The organism is Bradyrhizobium sp. 139 (assembly GCF_023074175.1).
Lineage (GTDB): Bacteria > Pseudomonadota > Alphaproteobacteria > Rhizobiales > Xanthobacteraceae > Bradyrhizobium.
Map to the genome: position 1 here is coordinate 139,889 of NZ_JADPKS010000107.1, position 15,199 is coordinate 155,087.

Consider the following 15,199-nt stretch of genomic DNA (forward strand, 5'->3'; position numbering starts at 1 on the left):
TTTATGAGGCGCCGACGGTCTCGACCGCCGCCAGCATGCCGGTCTTCGAATGGCAGTTCAGATATTCGAAGAACTGCTCATCCGCAGTCGCCACCGTCACCTCGTGATAGAGCCGTAGCTTTGCCGATGGGCCGAGCGTCGACAGGTACTTCATCGCCGCGCCGAAGATCTTGACATGGGTCGGATGCGACTCCGCCCAGCGTTCCAGTGCAGCGAGGCTCTTCCACCAGCTCTGGCCGTAAGATTTTTCGCTCACTTTGCCGTCAGCCGAGAGCACCTGCATGTAACGATTGGCGTAGCATCCGATGGCAAGCCCGTCGTCGCGCAGAAAATCCATGCCCTCGCGCAGCAGCGGTTCGACGTCGTCAAGGTAGAGCTTTCGCTCCGAGGCCTCGGTATCGCTCCAATCCTGCCCGGAGCGGATCAGGCAGAGATTGTCGTGCGCCTTGACCCGAAGCCGCGCGCCGTCGCGGATCAGCTCGGGATCGTCGCCCGGCGTCATCGGATCGGTCTGAGACAGCGGGATACGGTCGCGCATGCCGCCCCAATAGGCGTGCTCCTGCACCTCGCCGCTCAATCCATCGGCGATTGCGGCGACGCCCTCGGGCCGTTCGAGCGAGGAAAACAGCGTCTCGTGCCGCGCGAGCGCAGGACGCAGCACCTCGACGAAGGTGGCGATGTCCTCTCGCCCCTTGCCGGTCCAGGCCTCGCGCACCGGTGCAAACCAGGTGCCGAAGCGCGCAACGTCGTCCCAATAGGCAACCGAGACGACGTTCTCGTAGCCGGCTTGGTCGATGTAGCGGGCGCGGTCCCAATGCGAAGGCCCGCGCTCGGCAGCGAACCGCGCCGCGATTTCCGCAAGTGCCGCCGTCGCAGCCGTCGGCGCGGCGCCGCGATACTGCACACCGAAATAGCCCATCACGACCCGGCTCACGGCGGGCTTGTAGCGCGCCACGAACGACGGGTATGGCGGCTGGTAGTCGTCCGGCACGCGCTTGTGGCGCGTGCGCTGGGTCTCGAGATGCAGAGGAATTGCGGATTCCATCATCGTACCCTCCCCTCGATCCCGGCGATCAGCTCGCCGCCGCTGCGATATCCGTCGGCTCGACGGTGTCGGCCGGCAACGCGAACTGCTCGACACGCTGGTACCGCTTCTTGTTGAGCAGCAGCCGCGTCACGTCGGGACGCGAATAGTGCCCGGCGGGATCGGCCGCATTCTTGGCGACGCCGATGGCGCCGAGATCGATCTCGGCAATCAGCAGCCCCTCCTGGTCCGGCGCCAGCCTGTCGCCGATCTGGCTGCCGTCAGGGCCGTAGATCGCGGCGAACCCGCCACCGACATGCAGCAACGCATTCTTGTCCGGCCGGTCGCAGAGTTCGTCAATCATGGCCTGCGACACCGTCGCGCAAGGCGCGAGCACGAAGCAGGAGCCTTCCACGGCATAGACGCGCGAGGCGGCATTGTTGACCTCGGCGCCGAGCGCCGGTGCAAAGGGATCGTAGAGCGAGAAGCTCGGCCAGGCCGCGACATGCACCTGCTCGTTCTGGGCGTACATGGCGTATTTCGACAGCGGCTGGAGATGTTCCCAGCAGCACAGCGCGCCGATACGGCCGATGTCGGGCCGGGCGTGGACAGCGAGATCGCTGCCGTCACCCTCACCATAGACCGTGCGCTCGGCATGCGTCGGCCGCAGCTTGCGGCGTTTTGCGATGGTCTCGCCATCCGGCCCGATCAGCCATTGCGCCAGATAAAGACTGCCGCCGTCGCGCTCGGACAGGCCGATCACGGCGGTCAGCTTCGCTTTCCGCACGGCATCGCGCAGCTTCTCGGCCTGCGGACTGTCATAGGACAACGAATTGTCGAAATAGCGCTGCACGAAGCCGCGGCCGATCGCCCAGGCCGGCGAATCCATCCAGATATGCCAGGGGTAGCCGGGGATGAAGGCCTCGGGAAAGGCGATCAGCTTGGCGCCCTTCTCGGCGGCGTCCCTGATCAGCGCGACCGACTTGTCGATCGACGCGTCGAGATCGAGCCAGGCAGGCGCCGCCTGCACCACCGCGACCTTGTATTTCGGATGTTCGATGCCCATTGCCGCCTCCATTGCCGGTTGATCGGAAGCCACGTCCGATGCACTCTATTTGGCCAAGCCGCGCGGCCGGGCGCTCGACCGCAGTGGAACAAAAACTCGACTGCGCGGAATTGCGACCGGTACAGGACTTGCCTTCGGTCAGGCTGATCTGCGCCGATATGCGGTTTGCAGGATGTGAAAGGGAGGCTGTTCAGATGCCAATCCAGTTCACGACGGACGGCAGCCCCGGCTACCGGCGGCTGGCTCTGTGGCAGGAGATCGTCTGCGACGTCTTCGTCGGGCTCGACTGCAAGTCCGACCTCGGCAGCGCCTTTCGCGGCTCGGTCACACAGGCGCCACTCGGCAAGGCCGTGTGCTCCGAGGTCTGCTCCGACCGCCAGCACGTGTTTCGGACGCCTTCCCGCATCGCGCGTTCGGATCAGGATTTTGTCCTGGTCGCGCTCGGCAATCGCGGCGACGGAGGCGTGGTGCAGGACGGCCGCGAGACCGTGGTCCATCCCGGCGAGTTCGCGCTCTATGACACCACGCGTCCCTACGAGCTGAAGTTCAACGACACCTTCACGCAGACGATCTTCAAAGTACCGCGCGAAATGTTACGGCGGCGTCTGGACGGCACCGAGGCGCTGACCGCGATATCGTTCGGCGCCGATGTTCCGCTCGAACGGCTCACCTGCGAATTCATCTTCAAGCTTTGCCAGAGCGCGGACCGGCTCACGCCGAACAACGCCGCCGCGCTGTCGGAGCAGGCAGTCGATCTCCTGGCATTGGCGCTCAGCGAACGGCTCGGCACGACATCGCTGCCGTCCTCGACCCATCGCTCCGCCCTGCTCTACCGGCTGAAGGCGCATATCCGCGGCCACCTCGCCGATCCCGACCTGTCGCTGTCGGAGACCGCCGCCGCGCTCGGTATCTCGCCGCGCTACGTGAACGATCTCCTCGCCGACGAGGATACCTCGTTCCAGCGCTACGTGCTGGCCGAGCGCCTCGCTCAGTGCAAGCGCGATCTCGCCTCGCCCGTGCTCGTCCACCGCCACATCAGCGAGATCGCCTTCGCCTGGGGTTTCAACGATCTCTCGCATTTCGGCCGCGTCTTTCGCGAGCATTTCGGGATGTCGCCGCGCGACTTCAGACAGAGCCAGTTGCGGCATTGACATCCATTCCAGTCAGCCATCACCTGGAGCCTTCGCTCCGGGCGAAGGCAATGCTCGGCAATTCCAGATTGCCAGATCCGGCAGCCTGCACCAGTCTGGCGCGCATGAGGACTCACGCGACGATAAGCGGATCGGAGCTGTTGCTGGGCGTGATCGCGATCCGACTCGCGGTGCTGGTCCTGACCGGCTGGGGCCTGACGCTCCTGCCGCGGCAGGTGCGCGACAGCGATCCCGCCTGTTTTCCCTCATCCGCAACACGGATCGAAACGCAGCCTTCCGCAGGAACGATCGGCCCGCACGTTGCCGACACGGCATTCGACGACATGCTCCTGCACGACTAGCTCCGAAGCAAGGCCGGTATGTGAGCGCGTAATAGGACGCGGCGCCTGCTTGAATTACCATTCGGCACTAAGGTCGCAGAGATCAATCCGCGGCCAGCCGAGGAGCCTATCGATGGAATACCGACGCTTGGGCCGGTCAGGCCTCATGGTGCCCGCTTGAGCCTGGGTACCGGCACCTTCGGCGGCGTCGGTCGCCTCGCGGCATGGGGGACGACTGACGCGACCGAAGCGCGCCGCCTTCTGGACATCTGCCTCGATGCCGGCGTATCGATGTTCGACACCGCCGATGTCTATTCGCTCGGCGAGTCCGAGCGCGTTCTTGGCGAGGCCATCAAAGGCCGCCGCGACAAGGTTCTGGTCTCGACCAAGGCAACGTTCCGCTTCGGCGACGGGCCCAACGACATCGGCTCCTCACGGCAGCATCTGCTCGCCGCCGTCGATGCTTCGCTGAACCGGCTCGGCACCGACTATATCGACCTGTTTCAGCTCCATGGCTTCGACGCGTTCACCCCGCCTGAAGAGGTGCTTGCGACCCTCGATGTGCTCGTGCGCGCCGGCAAGATCCGCTATGTCGGCGTCTCGAACTTTTCGGGCTGGCACCTGATGAAGGCGCTCTCCGTTGCCGACAAGCACGGCTTCCCGCGCTATGTCGCCAATCAAACGTACTATTCATTGATCGGGCGCGACTACGAATGGGAGCTGATGCCGCTCGGCCTGGACCAGGGGCTCGGCGCGGTGATCTGGTCGCCCCTCGGGTGGGGACGTCTCACCGGAAAGATCCGCCGGGGCCAGCCAAAGCCCGAAGTGAGCCGCCTGCCCAAGACGGCCGATTTCGGACCGCCCGTGCCGGACGAGCACGTCTATCGGGTCGTGGACGCGATCGACGAGGTCGCGAAGGAAACGGGCAAGAGCGTCTCGCAAATTGCGCTGAACTGGCTGCTGCAGCGTCCGACGGTCTCGACGCTGATCATCGGCGCGCGCAACGAGGCACAGTTGCGCGAAAATCTCGGCGCGGTCGGCTGGTCGCTGACCAAGGACCAGATTGGAAAGCTCGATGCGGCCAGCAAAGTGACGCTGCCCTATCCGTACTGGCACCAGCGCACGACCTTCACCGATCGCAATCCGCCGGCGGTGTAGAGACGGTCAATTGCCCGGCCGCTGGGCGCCTCAGCCCCCTCGAAAGCGGTCCCGGCCCATTTTCCTGTGCCGGAAGGACAGCTTCCCGCACAGGAACTGTCCGTGTCCTGCCGGGTTGCGATCCATCCTGCAATTTCTAATCCGGAGATGAATCACGGCCCTAACCAAGCTCGCCCCGATCGAGCATGCCGACGGCCTGCCGCAGCCCCAGCGCAGCCGGGCGGTGCTGACGATTGCGCTCGGCATCATCATGGCGGTGGTCGATAGCGCCATCGCCAATGTGGCTTTGCCCACGATCGCGGCCGACCTCGATGCAAGCCCGGCCTTCTCGATCTGGATCGTCAACGGTTATCAGCTCGCGATCACGATCTCGCTCTTGCCGCTCGCTTCCCTCGGCGAGATCGTCGGCTATCGCCGCGTTTATCTGGCCGGGCTCGTACTGTTTACGCTGGCATCCGCCTTCTGCGCGTTGGCACATACGCTGCCGATGCTGACGATCGCCCGCATCATCCAGGGCTTCGGCGCAGCCGGCATCATGAGCGTCAACGCGGCGCTGGTGCGCTTCACCTATCCGCGCAGCCAGCTCGGCCGCGGCATCGGGATCAACGCGCTCGTCGTCGCCTTCTCGGCCGCGGTCGGGCCGACGCTTGCCGCGGGCATCCTGGCGGTCGGAAGCTGGCCCTGGCTGTTCGCCATCAACGTCCCGCTCGGCGCGGTGACGCTGGTGCTCGGCTTGCGCAGCCTGCCGCACACCAGCCTCGCCAGCCATTCCTTCGACTGGCAGAGCGCCGGGCTGTCCGCGATCACCTTCGGCGTCGGCATCGCGGCCGTCGATAGCGTCGGTCATGGCGAGGCCGCTATCACCTGTCTCGTTCAATTCGCAATCGCCATCATCGCAGGCGCGCTGCTGATCTATCGCGAAACTCACGTGACTTCGCCGCTCTTGCCGGTCGACCTGTTGCGCATCCCGGTGTTCGCGCTGTCGATTGCGACCTCGATCGCCTCGTTCTGCGGACAGATGCTGGCCTTCGTCGCGATCCCCTTCTACCTCCAGAGCCGCTTCGGCTATTCGGCCGTGCATATGGGCCTCTTGATCACGCCATGGCCGATCGCGGTGGCGTTTGCGGCCCCGCTCGCCGGCCGCCTGGTCGAGCATTATCCGGCCGGCCTGCTCGGCGGCATCGGGCTCACGTTATTCGCCTGCGGCCTCGGCGCGCTCGCCTTCCTGCCCGCAAGCCCGACGCCGTTCGACGTGATCTGGCGCATGGCGCTGGCCGGCGCCGGGTTCGGCCTGTTCCAGACGCCCAACAACCGCACCATGATCGCCGCCGCCCCGCGCGAGCGTGCCGGCGGCGCCAGCGGCATGCTGGGCACGGCACGGCTGCTCGGCCAGACCACGGGCGCGGCGCTGGTGGCGCTGTTCCTCGGCCGCTATCCACTGGAGGGAACCAGGATCGCGCTGCTCACCGGCGTTGGTTTCGCGCTCTGCGGCGCTGTGTTGAGCATGCTGCGGCTGTCGCCCACCGGCGCGCGCGGCGCCGAGCACGTGCGCGTGCAAGATGACCAGCGCCTGCGCGGCGATTAGCGGGACACCGCACAGGTTTTCCGAACAAAAAGGCCGGCTTTTCAGCCGGCCCTTTCAATTCAAGACTCTCGCGATCAAGCCTTGACCAGCGGCCCCTTCGAGGTCGGCCCCTTCGAGCCGCCGGAACCGCCGCCCGGCTTGGACTTGCCCGGCGGACGCTTGCGGGTGCCGGGCAGCTTCTCCTGCTTCGGCGTGACCGGGCCGTCGAGGAACTCGAAGCCGATCTTGTCCTTGCTCTCGTCGGCCTCCTCTTTGACCAGGACGACGCGGACGTGGCCGCCGCCCTTCAGCTTGCCGAACAGCACCTCGTCGGCCAGCGGCTTCTTGATGTGCTCCTGGATCACGCGGGCCATGGGACGTGCACCCATCTGCTCGTCGTAACCATGCTGGACCAGCCAGGTCTTGGCGGGTTCGGACAGTTCGATGGTGACGTCGCGGTCGCCGAGCTGTGCCTCGAGCTGGAGTACGAACTTCTCCACGACGGTGCCGATCACCTCGACGCTGAGATGGCCGAACGAGACGACGGCGTCGAGACGGTTGCGGAATTCCGGCGCGAACTGCCGGTTGATCGCCTCATGGTCGTCGCCTTCCCGCTTCGAGCGGGTGAAGCCGAACGCCTGCTTGGCGAGATCCGCCGCGCCCGCATTCGTGGTCATGATCAGGATCACGTTGCGGAAGTTGACCTGCTTGCCGTTATGGTCGGTGAGCCGGCCGTGATCCATGATCTGGAGCAGCACGTTGTAGAGGTCGGGATGCGCCTTCTCGATTTCGTCGAGCAGCACCACGCAATGCGGATGCTGGTCGACGCCGTCGGTGAGCAGGCCGCCCTGGTCGAAGCCGACATAGCCGGGAGGCGCGCCGATCAGGCGCGACACGGTGTGCCGCTCCATGTATTCGGACATGTCGAAGCGCAACAACTCGACGCCGAGCGAGGCCGCGAGCTGCTTTGCCACTTCGGTCTTGCCGACGCCGGTCGGACCCGAGAACAGGTAGCAGCCGATCGGCTTCTCCGGCTCGCGCAAGCCGGCACGCGCCAGCTTGATCGATGCGGCGAGCGACTCGATCGCCTTGTCCTGGCCGAACACGGTGCGTTTCAGCGTCTGCTCGAGATGCTTCAGCACCTCGGCATCGTCCTTCGACACGCTCTTCGGCGGGATCCGCGCCATCGACGCGATCGTGGTCTCGATCTCCTTGATGCCGATGGTCTTCTTGCGCTTGTTCTCGGCCACCAGCATCTGCGCCGCGCCGGATTCGTCGATCACGTCGATCGCCTTGTCGGGCAGCTTGCGGTCGTGGATGTAGCGCGAGGAGAGCTGCACCGCGGCCTCGATCGCCTCATTGGTGTACTTCAGCCGGTGGTAGTCCTCGAAGTAAGGCTTGAGCCCCTTGAGGATCGCGATCGCGTCCTCGACCGTCGGCTCGTTGATGTCGATCTTCTGGAAGCGCCGCACCAGCGCGCGGTCCTTCTCGAAGTGCTGGCGGTATTCCTTGTAGGTGGTCGAGCCCATGCAGCGGATCGTGCCCGAGGCAAGCGCCGGCTTGAGCAGGTTCGACGCATCCATCGCCCCGCCCGACGTCGCGCCCGCACCGATCACGGTGTGGATCTCGTCGATGAACAGAATGGCGTTGGGATGCGCTTCGAGCTCCTTCAGCACCTGCTTCAGGCGCTCCTCGAAGTCGCCGCGATAGCGCGTGCCCGCGAGCAGCGTGCCCATGTCGAGCGAAAACACGGTCGCAGCCGCAAGAACCTCCGGCACCTCGCTGTCGACGATGCGCTTGGCAAGGCCCTCCGCGATCGCAGTCTTGCCGACGCCGGCCTCGCCCACGAACAGCGGATTGTTCTTCTGCCGGCGGCACAGCACCTGGATCGCGCGGTTGATCTCGGAATTGCGTCCGATCACCGGATCGATCTTGCCGTCGCGCGCCTTCTTGTTGAGGTTGACGCAATAGGTATCGAGCGCTTCGCCCTTCTTCTTGGCGTCCTCGTTGCCCTTGGCCTCGGTCTCCTCGTCGACGCCGCGCACCGGCCGCGCCTCGGAGACGCCCGGCCGCTTGGCGATACCATGGCTGATGTAGTTGACGGCGTCATAGCGCGTCATGTCCTGCTCTTGCAGGAAATACGCGGCATGGCTCTCGCGTTCGGCGAAGATCGCGATCAGCACGTTGGCGCCGGTCACCTCTTCGCGACCGGACGACTGCACGTGGATCACCGCGCGCTGGATCACGCGCTGGAAACCGGCGGTCGGCTTGGCATCGTCGGCGCCATCCGTCACCAGATTTTCGAATTCGGTCTCAAGATAATTGACGAGGCTCGTGCGGAGCTTGTCGAGATCGACGCTACAGGCGCGCATGACGGCGGCTGCATCGGAGTCGTCGATCAAGGAGAGCAAAAGATGCTCGAGCGTCGCGTATTGGTGATGACGCTCGTTTGCGATCGCCAGTGCACGATGCAGGGATTGTTCAAGGCTTTGGGAAAAAGTCGGCATTCGCGTCCTCTATGGCCCCCACCATCATGATCGCCATCACCCGGTCAGGCAACAACAACCTTTGTCACATATAGTTATACAAGATCGCGGCGAAAGACCGGTTCCGCGACTCGGCGGCGACATGCCTGGGGTATTTTCGATGCAAAACCCGTTCCGATTTGGGCGGGATCGGCGCGTGGACAGATTTTCGCACGCTGGTCGGTCGAAACGGACATCGCGCAGGCATCACGCGACGATCACACCGCGACATACGCAAAGATCGTCTGCGAAACGCGCCGCGAGGCGTATTATTTCTTCTCCATCACGCATTGCAGCGGATGCTGGTGCTTGCGGGCGAAGTCCATCACCTGGGTCACCTTGGTCTCGGCGATCTCGTAGGTGAACACGCCGCACTCGCCGATGCCGTGATGATGGACGTGCAGCATGATCTTGGTCGCGGCCTCGATGTCCTTCTGGAAGAACTTCTCCAGCACATGGACAACGAATTCCATCGGCGTGTAGTCGTCGTTCAGGATCAGCACACGATACAGGTTCGGCCGTTTGGTCTTCGGTTTGACCTTGGTGATGACAGAGGTATTCGGACCCGTCGGTCCGCCCGAACGGTTCTCGTCATTGCTCATGCGAGGAGCGTGGGCGGCGGCTGGCGCGGACAGGTCTGGTCTGGAAGTCAGGTGCGGCATGGCTCAGGCGTTCAAATTCCCCACGGAAGCGAGTGACGGTCAGCCGAGCTGCCCCGTCTTCGGAGCTTTGCACGGGCGCGCCGCCTTGTTGGATCGCCGCTTCCAACCGGTCCGGTCAGGCCCGGATCGATTATGGGGAATATGGGCCTGCCCCCGGCTCGCCGCAAGCGTACAACGGTCTGGCCGATATGGCCGAGGCAGTCCCGATTCCCGGTCCGGACGATCCTGACCAAGGTTAATCAATCCAGACCGATTTGACAAAAATTTCCGCCTCGACCGTTTAGAACATCTTGACCAGGAACCCGGCCGTTGAGGCGGTTTCGCGGGATATCTCCGGTTTTCTACGGTCCCATTTACCTGCCGTTCAATCGCGTAGCGTCAAATCGGGCAAAATCACAGATCTTGGGGATCGCCATGTTTCGCCTGCCCGTTGTCAGCCGTATCGGTCGACAGCTCGCCCGTTTTGCCGGCGCCGAGCAAGGCAACATCGCCGTGATCTTCGCCATCGCGCTTATCCCGGTCCTAGGCTTCGTCGGTGCCGCGCTGGATTATAGCCGCGCCGTCCATGCGCGCAGCTCGCTGCAGGCCGCGCTCGATTCGGCAACGCTGATGGTCTCCAAGGATCTGACCAACGGCACCATCTCGGAATCCGAGATCGAGGCCAAGGCAAAGTCCTATTTCGTCGGCCTTTACACGGGTCCCAGCGGCACGGTGTCGAGCGCCCAAATCCACGCGACTTACACACCTAAGGACTCCAACGGCATATCAAACATCGCGGTCACGGGGTCGGGCACCATGCCCACCGATTTCATGCAGATCGCGGGCTATCCCACACTTCCGGTCAATGCGACTTCGACTGCGGCATGGGGAAACACCCGCATGCGCGTGGCGATGATCCTGGATAACACGGGATCGATGGCTTCGAACGGCAAAATGGGCGCCATGCAAACCGCGGCCAAGGACATGATCGACACGCTGTCGGGCTACAACAAGCAGACCGGCGACGTTTACATCTCGATCATCCCGTTCGCGAAGGACGTCAACGTCGGTACCACGAATGGCACCAGCAATCTCAGTGCGTCGTGGCTGAATTGGACCGAGTGGGAAGGCGAGCCGCCGATCCTCGTCAACAACAAATCCAACAGCTTCAACTCGGCCATCGGCGGATCGGATTGCCCGTTCACGAACAACAGTCAGGGCTTCACCTGCATGGACCGGCCGGCGACGTTGCCCGGTGCGCAGGCTGCGCCATACGGTAAAATTCCTTGGACCGGTACTTATGCCGGGTACATTTGTCCCAGCATCGACAGTGGCAACAAGCGCGCGGGCAAGAGCGGCATCTACTACAACGGGTGTTACACGACGGTCACCGGGTCAACCGCAAGCTGCGGATCGAACACGGCCTGTACCTGCACGGGCAGCGGCTCAAGCAAGATCTGTCACCTTTGGCGCGGTGACGGCACCGCTGCAACGGCAGCGGCGGCCCCTCCGCGCAGCACCTGGACCGGCTGCGTCAACGATCGCGATCAGGACTACGACACCAAGAACACCGCACCGGGCTCAAGCTCGGCAAGCCCCTCCTCGCAATTCTATGCAGAACAGTGGTCCGGCTGCCTTCCGGCCACCGTGTTTCCGATGAGCAATCAGTGGCAGTCGCTCAAGGACCAGATCACGGCGATGTCTCCGAGCGGCAATACCAACCAGGCCGTGGGCCTCGCGTGGGGATGGCAATCACTCAGCACGACCAACGGGCCGATCGCGGCACCGGCCAAGGCCAGCAACTACGTCTACAAGGACTACATCGTGCTGCTATCCGACGGTTTGAACACCCAGAACCGCTGGAGCACGAGCCAGTCGAGCATTGACGGCCGCCAGGAGATCCTCTGTCAGAACATCAAGGCTGACACGACAAACCCGGTCACGATCTTCACGATCCAGGTCAACATCAGCAACAAGGACGCAAAATCCCAGGTGCTGCAGGACTGCGCGACCAACGGCAATTTCCAGATGATCACGAAGTCGTCCGAGACATCCGACGCCTTCAAGAACATCCTCACGCAGATCTCCAAGCTCCGCGTCGCCAAGTAATCCGAACGTTCTCGAAAATAAAAAAAGCCCGGCTGAACCAGCCGGGCTTTTCGATTCCGGGAATTCCAGAAGGCGTTAGTGGGCGGCCGGGGTGAACTTCGACACGATGGTCTCGACCGGCTTGAACGCCTGCTTGGCGAGGTCGCTGTAGAGGCCGGCGATCTTCTGCGATTCCGCAACGAAGGTCTCGTAGGCGGAACGGGCGAAGTCAGTCTGCGCTTCCATGGCCTTGTCCAGCGACTTTACGCCGGAAAGCTTCTCGACGAAGGACTTGGTGTCTTCGAAAGACTTCTTGGTGTAGTCGCCATAGGCGCTTGCGATCGCCTGGAGGCCGTGCTGCACCGTGGTCGCGGAGGCGACGTACTGCTCGAAATGTTCTTTCCCGTAGTTCTGGAAGTCTTCAACCTTGAACATCTTGGAATCCTTTTCCCTAGCTCATGTCGGGAAGCCCCGGCTCCCTGACTCTGTCCACAAATAGTGCAACGCACAAAAAAGTCAAGAATCTTGTGCGCCGCACAAAATTGGATGCAAGTCGCGGAGATTCCCGGGGTTTCCCGCAAGGGTTCCTTAAGCTTTTGGAAACCGCGGAGCTCTACCCTGATTCCCTGGACGTGTTCATCTTCCGCGAACGGTCAAAGCCGTTTGAGAACATCACCTTAGCCAGAACAGCGGTTCAGGTCCAACGTCCCCCGCGGCGAACACCAGCGGAGGGACAGCCTGAGCAGGTAATGATCCCGGGTCCAGTGGGCACAATTTCGCCTCACGAGCCGGTGATCAAGTCAGAAACGGGGACGGGGTTTCATGCTTCGTAAAAACTTGTCTTCCTCGCGCTGGACGCGGGTTGGCGTTTTCGGGCTTCTTACGGTCACCGCCGTAGTCGTCTTCACCACTGATGCGGCCGAGGCGCGGCGCCACCGGCGCCATTACACGCATCACCGGGTGCAGCGCGACGTGACCGAGAGTTCCAGCCCGAAATTCGCGTCGATCATCGTCGACGGCAATTCGGGCTCCGTGCTTCAGGCAACGAGCCCCGACGGAATCCGCCATCCGGCCTCGCTGACCAAGATCATGACGCTCTATCTGCTGTTCGAGCGTTTGGAGTCCGGCAAGATGAAGCTCGACACCGAGATGCCGGTGTCGCAGCACGCCGCCGATCAGGATCCGACCAAACTGAACCTGCGTGCCGGCCAGACCATTCGCGTCGAGGACGCGATCAAGGGTCTCGTCACCCGCTCGGCCAACGACGCAGCCGTGGTGATCGCGGAAGCGATCGCCGGCGACGAGGACGACTTCGCCCAGATGATGACGCGCAAGGCGCGTTCGCTCGGCATGTCCAAGACGGTCTACCGCAACGCCAACGGCCTTCCCAACGACGAGCAGGTCACGACCGCGCGCGACCAGGCCACGCTCGGCCGCACCATCCAGGAGCGCTTCCCGCGCTACTATCGCTATTTCGCGACCTCGACGTTCAATTGGCGCGGACAGTCGATCCGGAACCACAACCACCTGCTCGGCAGCGTCGAGGGCGTGGACGGCATCAAGACCGGCTACACCCGCGCCTCCGGCTTCAACCTCGTGACCTCGATGCGCCGCGGCAACCGCCACCTGATCGGCGTGGTGCTCGGCGGCCGCAGCGGCGGCTCGCGCGACGCCATCATGCGTAACCTGCTCGCGGAGAACCTCGACAAGGGCGCGACCACCCACACCGTCGTCGCTGTCACCGAGCGCAACGGCGCTGACGCCAATCCCAACGTCGCCGATGCTTCGGAGACGCCGGCCCGCCCCGCTACTCAGGTTCAGCAGCCCCCCGAAGCGGCCCCGCAGCGGCTCGCCTCGCGCCTGTCGGCGTTGGCAGCAGCGACCGCCGCGATGCCGCCGGCTCAGCCGAGGCCTGAAACCAACAAGCCTGAGGTTCGGCCGACCGAGTCCAGGATCGAACCCGCACCGCTCACCAATGGCGTGATCTCGAGCCAGCCGCTCTCCATCATTCCCGGGTCATCCGAGCCGATGAAGCCGGTCCGGGTGAAGACCGTTCAGGTCAAGGCCGGCACCGTGAAGGTCGCCTCCGCCGCCCCGGCTCAGGTCGCACCGCAGGTCACGAGCACGATTGCGTCCCGCTCCGACGTCGCGGAAACCTCCGGTGCCGTCGTCGCCCGGGCCGATCTCATCAACAAACCCGAGATCATGAGTCAACCGGAAGCGCCGAAGGCCGAGATCGCCCGCGCCGAGCTGCCGCGGCAGCCGGCGGGCTTCGGCACCGGCAACGGCATTCTGGGCGTGCTGCCGGCCGCAACGACGGCTGCGCCCGCTCCAGCTGCTGCGAGGCTCGCTTCGGCTGATCCTGCGCCGCAGCCGATCCAGATGAGCGCCACCACTAAGCCAGTCGTCACCCATAGCGGCTGGATCGTCCAGGTCGGCGCGCTCGACAGCGAGAACGAAGCCCAGCAGCGCATCGATGCGGCGCGCAGCTCGGCCCGCGGCCTGCTCAGCAGGGCCGACCCGTTCACCGAACCGGTCGTCGCCAAGGACAATCGCAAGCTTTACCGGGCCCGCTTCGCCGGGCTCGAGCGGGACCAGGCCGAAGCCGTCTGCCGCGCCCTGAAGCGCGCCGACATCTCCTGTATCACCGTCCGCAACTGATCTGTCGTACCGCTCCCATCAAAATGCCCGCGCCTTGCGCGGGCATTTTTGTTTGGACGAGCGGCGATGCCAGTTCCGCGACAACCTCTCGTCAAGAATTTACGGTTAAAACTTTGCTCAAGGGATCGACCACGCCGACAATGGCGGGCATCGGGGCGACGGCAAACAGAGCAAGCGGAATTCACGCGGTACGGGCGTTTGTAGCGTGGTGCCGGAGTTAGCCGTTATGCGTACGAAGCAGAGTATCCTTGGCCTCGTTTACACGGGCGGCGAGATACGTCGAGCCCCCCTGGTCGGGATGGAGTTTCTTCATCAGGGACTTGTGAGCCCTGCTGATGTCGTCACGTCCCGCGCCCGGCTGCAAGCCAAGGATCTGATAGGCCTCCTCCGCCGTCATTTTGCCGCTCGGCGCCGTGCGGCGCTGCCGCCCTGCCGCATCGCCCTGCGCGTTCTGACGCCAAGCGGGAAACCGGCGGTCCAGATAGCTTTCAAGTAAGGCCACGCTCTCGGCGTCGAACGCCGGGACCATCGCCAGCAGGCCAGCGAGATCGAACTCCTCGAGACCGCGCCCGGCAAGGGGCCCGGCGACGATCTGGCCTGTGAGCTGGCCCGAATCATGGTCGAGCCGCATGTCCAGGAATTGCGAGCGCACACGCGAGGCCTGTCCGGATGGGCGCGTCGCGCCACCGCCGAACAGCCCGCCGATATTGCCGAAGCCTGCGTTCGCCAATGGCGTCCAGCCCAGGAGCCCGGCGCCGAAGATCCCGAGCGGGATTGCCACCACCAGCTCGCCCCGCAGGCCCGTGAACGCTGCGACCGCGAGGGCCGCCACGCCGCCACCGAACTTGATGGTGCGCGCCAGCACCGCCGGATTGGCGGAGCGGAACATCTGGAGCAGCAAATAAAGCGTCATAACGGCGACGGCGCCGGCGATCAGGGTCATGGCCGGAATATAGTCGCCCGGTTGTCAAAAAGCATGATGTCCTTGTCCCGCCACAGAC

General features: G+C 64.0%; 11 protein-coding genes and 1 pseudogene. 6 read left to right on the forward strand and 6 right to left on the reverse strand.

The features are described 5' to 3' along the window. Nucleotide 1: 1 nt before the first annotated feature. Together IVA80_RS24715 and IVA80_RS24720 are read right to left on the reverse strand one after the other, a co-directional pair. Nucleotides 2-1,045, reverse strand: coding sequence for a phenylacetaldoxime dehydratase family protein (locus tag IVA80_RS24715; RefSeq protein WP_247437078.1), 1,044 nt, complete (start codon nt 1,043-1,045; stop codon nt 2-4). Between the two features lie 28 nt (nt 1,046-1,073). Beyond that, nucleotides 1,074-2,090, reverse strand: coding sequence for a carbon-nitrogen hydrolase family protein (locus IVA80_RS24720; protein ID WP_247436590.1), 1,017 nt, complete (start codon nt 2,088-2,090; stop codon nt 1,074-1,076). A 194-nt stretch (nt 2,091-2,284) separates the two neighbouring features. Between IVA80_RS24720 and IVA80_RS24725 the strand changes: the two genes are divergently transcribed. The 4 genes and pseudogenes from IVA80_RS24725 to IVA80_RS24740 all read left to right on the forward strand — a co-directional run bounded on the left by IVA80_RS24725 (nt 2,285) and on the right by IVA80_RS24740 (nt 6,304). After that, entirely contained in the window at nt 2,285-3,241 is a 957-nt protein-coding gene (locus tag IVA80_RS24725; RefSeq protein WP_247436592.1) for a helix-turn-helix domain-containing protein, read from the forward strand. 50 nt (nt 3,242-3,291) lie between these two features. After that, nucleotides 3,292-3,582 (forward strand): hypothetical protein, encoded by a 291-nt coding sequence (locus tag IVA80_RS24730; protein ID WP_247436594.1) that lies wholly within the window; start codon nt 3,292-3,294, stop codon nt 3,580-3,582. A gap of 112 nt (nt 3,583-3,694) precedes the next feature. Further along, a pseudogene (locus IVA80_RS24735) lies at nt 3,695-4,719 on the forward strand (aldo/keto reductase). Nucleotides 4,720-4,897: 178 nt separating this feature from the next. Beyond that, complete coding sequence (locus IVA80_RS24740) at nt 4,898-6,304, forward strand: MFS transporter (RefSeq protein WP_247437080.1); 1,407 nt, start codon at nt 4,898-4,900, stop codon at nt 6,302-6,304. Between the two features lie 74 nt (nt 6,305-6,378). Here the strand turns inward: IVA80_RS24740 and clpA are convergent, their stop codons facing one another. Both clpA and clpS read right to left on the reverse strand, forming a co-directional pair. Further along, nucleotides 6,379-8,790, reverse strand: a complete 2,412-nt coding sequence (clpA, locus tag IVA80_RS24745; protein WP_247436597.1) for an ATP-dependent Clp protease ATP-binding subunit ClpA — start codon at nt 8,788-8,790, stop codon at nt 6,379-6,381. Between the two features lie 287 nt (nt 8,791-9,077). Continuing rightward, nucleotides 9,078-9,410: an ATP-dependent Clp protease adapter ClpS gene (gene clpS, locus IVA80_RS24750; RefSeq protein WP_014494655.1), complete on the reverse strand. Its 333-nt coding sequence runs from the start codon at nt 9,408-9,410 to the stop codon at nt 9,078-9,080. A gap of 474 nt (nt 9,411-9,884) precedes the next feature. Here clpS and IVA80_RS24755 point away from each other — a divergent pair, with 474 nt between their 5' ends. Beyond that, complete coding sequence (locus IVA80_RS24755; RefSeq protein ID WP_247436600.1) at nt 9,885-11,558, forward strand: TadE/TadG family type IV pilus assembly protein; 1,674 nt, start codon at nt 9,885-9,887, stop codon at nt 11,556-11,558. 75 nt (nt 11,559-11,633) lie between these two features. On the opposite strand, the gene IVA80_RS24760 is transcribed toward IVA80_RS24755, so the two are convergent. Next, the gene (locus tag IVA80_RS24760; protein WP_247436603.1) at nt 11,634-11,972 is read right to left on the reverse strand and encodes a phasin family protein; all 339 of its coding nucleotides are present in this window, start codon (nt 11,970-11,972) and stop codon (nt 11,634-11,636) included. 387 nt (nt 11,973-12,359) lie between these two features. Between IVA80_RS24760 and IVA80_RS24765 the strand changes: the two genes are divergently transcribed. Next, a complete protein-coding gene (locus IVA80_RS24765; protein ID WP_247436605.1) occupies nt 12,360-14,198 on the forward strand; it encodes a D-alanyl-D-alanine carboxypeptidase in 1,839 nt (612 codons plus the stop codon). 217 nt (nt 14,199-14,415) lie between these two features. On the opposite strand, the gene IVA80_RS24770 is transcribed toward IVA80_RS24765, so the two are convergent. After that, nucleotides 14,416-15,141: a DnaJ domain-containing protein gene (locus tag IVA80_RS24770; RefSeq protein ID WP_247436607.1), complete on the reverse strand. Its 726-nt coding sequence runs from the start codon at nt 15,139-15,141 to the stop codon at nt 14,416-14,418. Nucleotides 15,142-15,199: the final 58 nt, after the last annotated feature.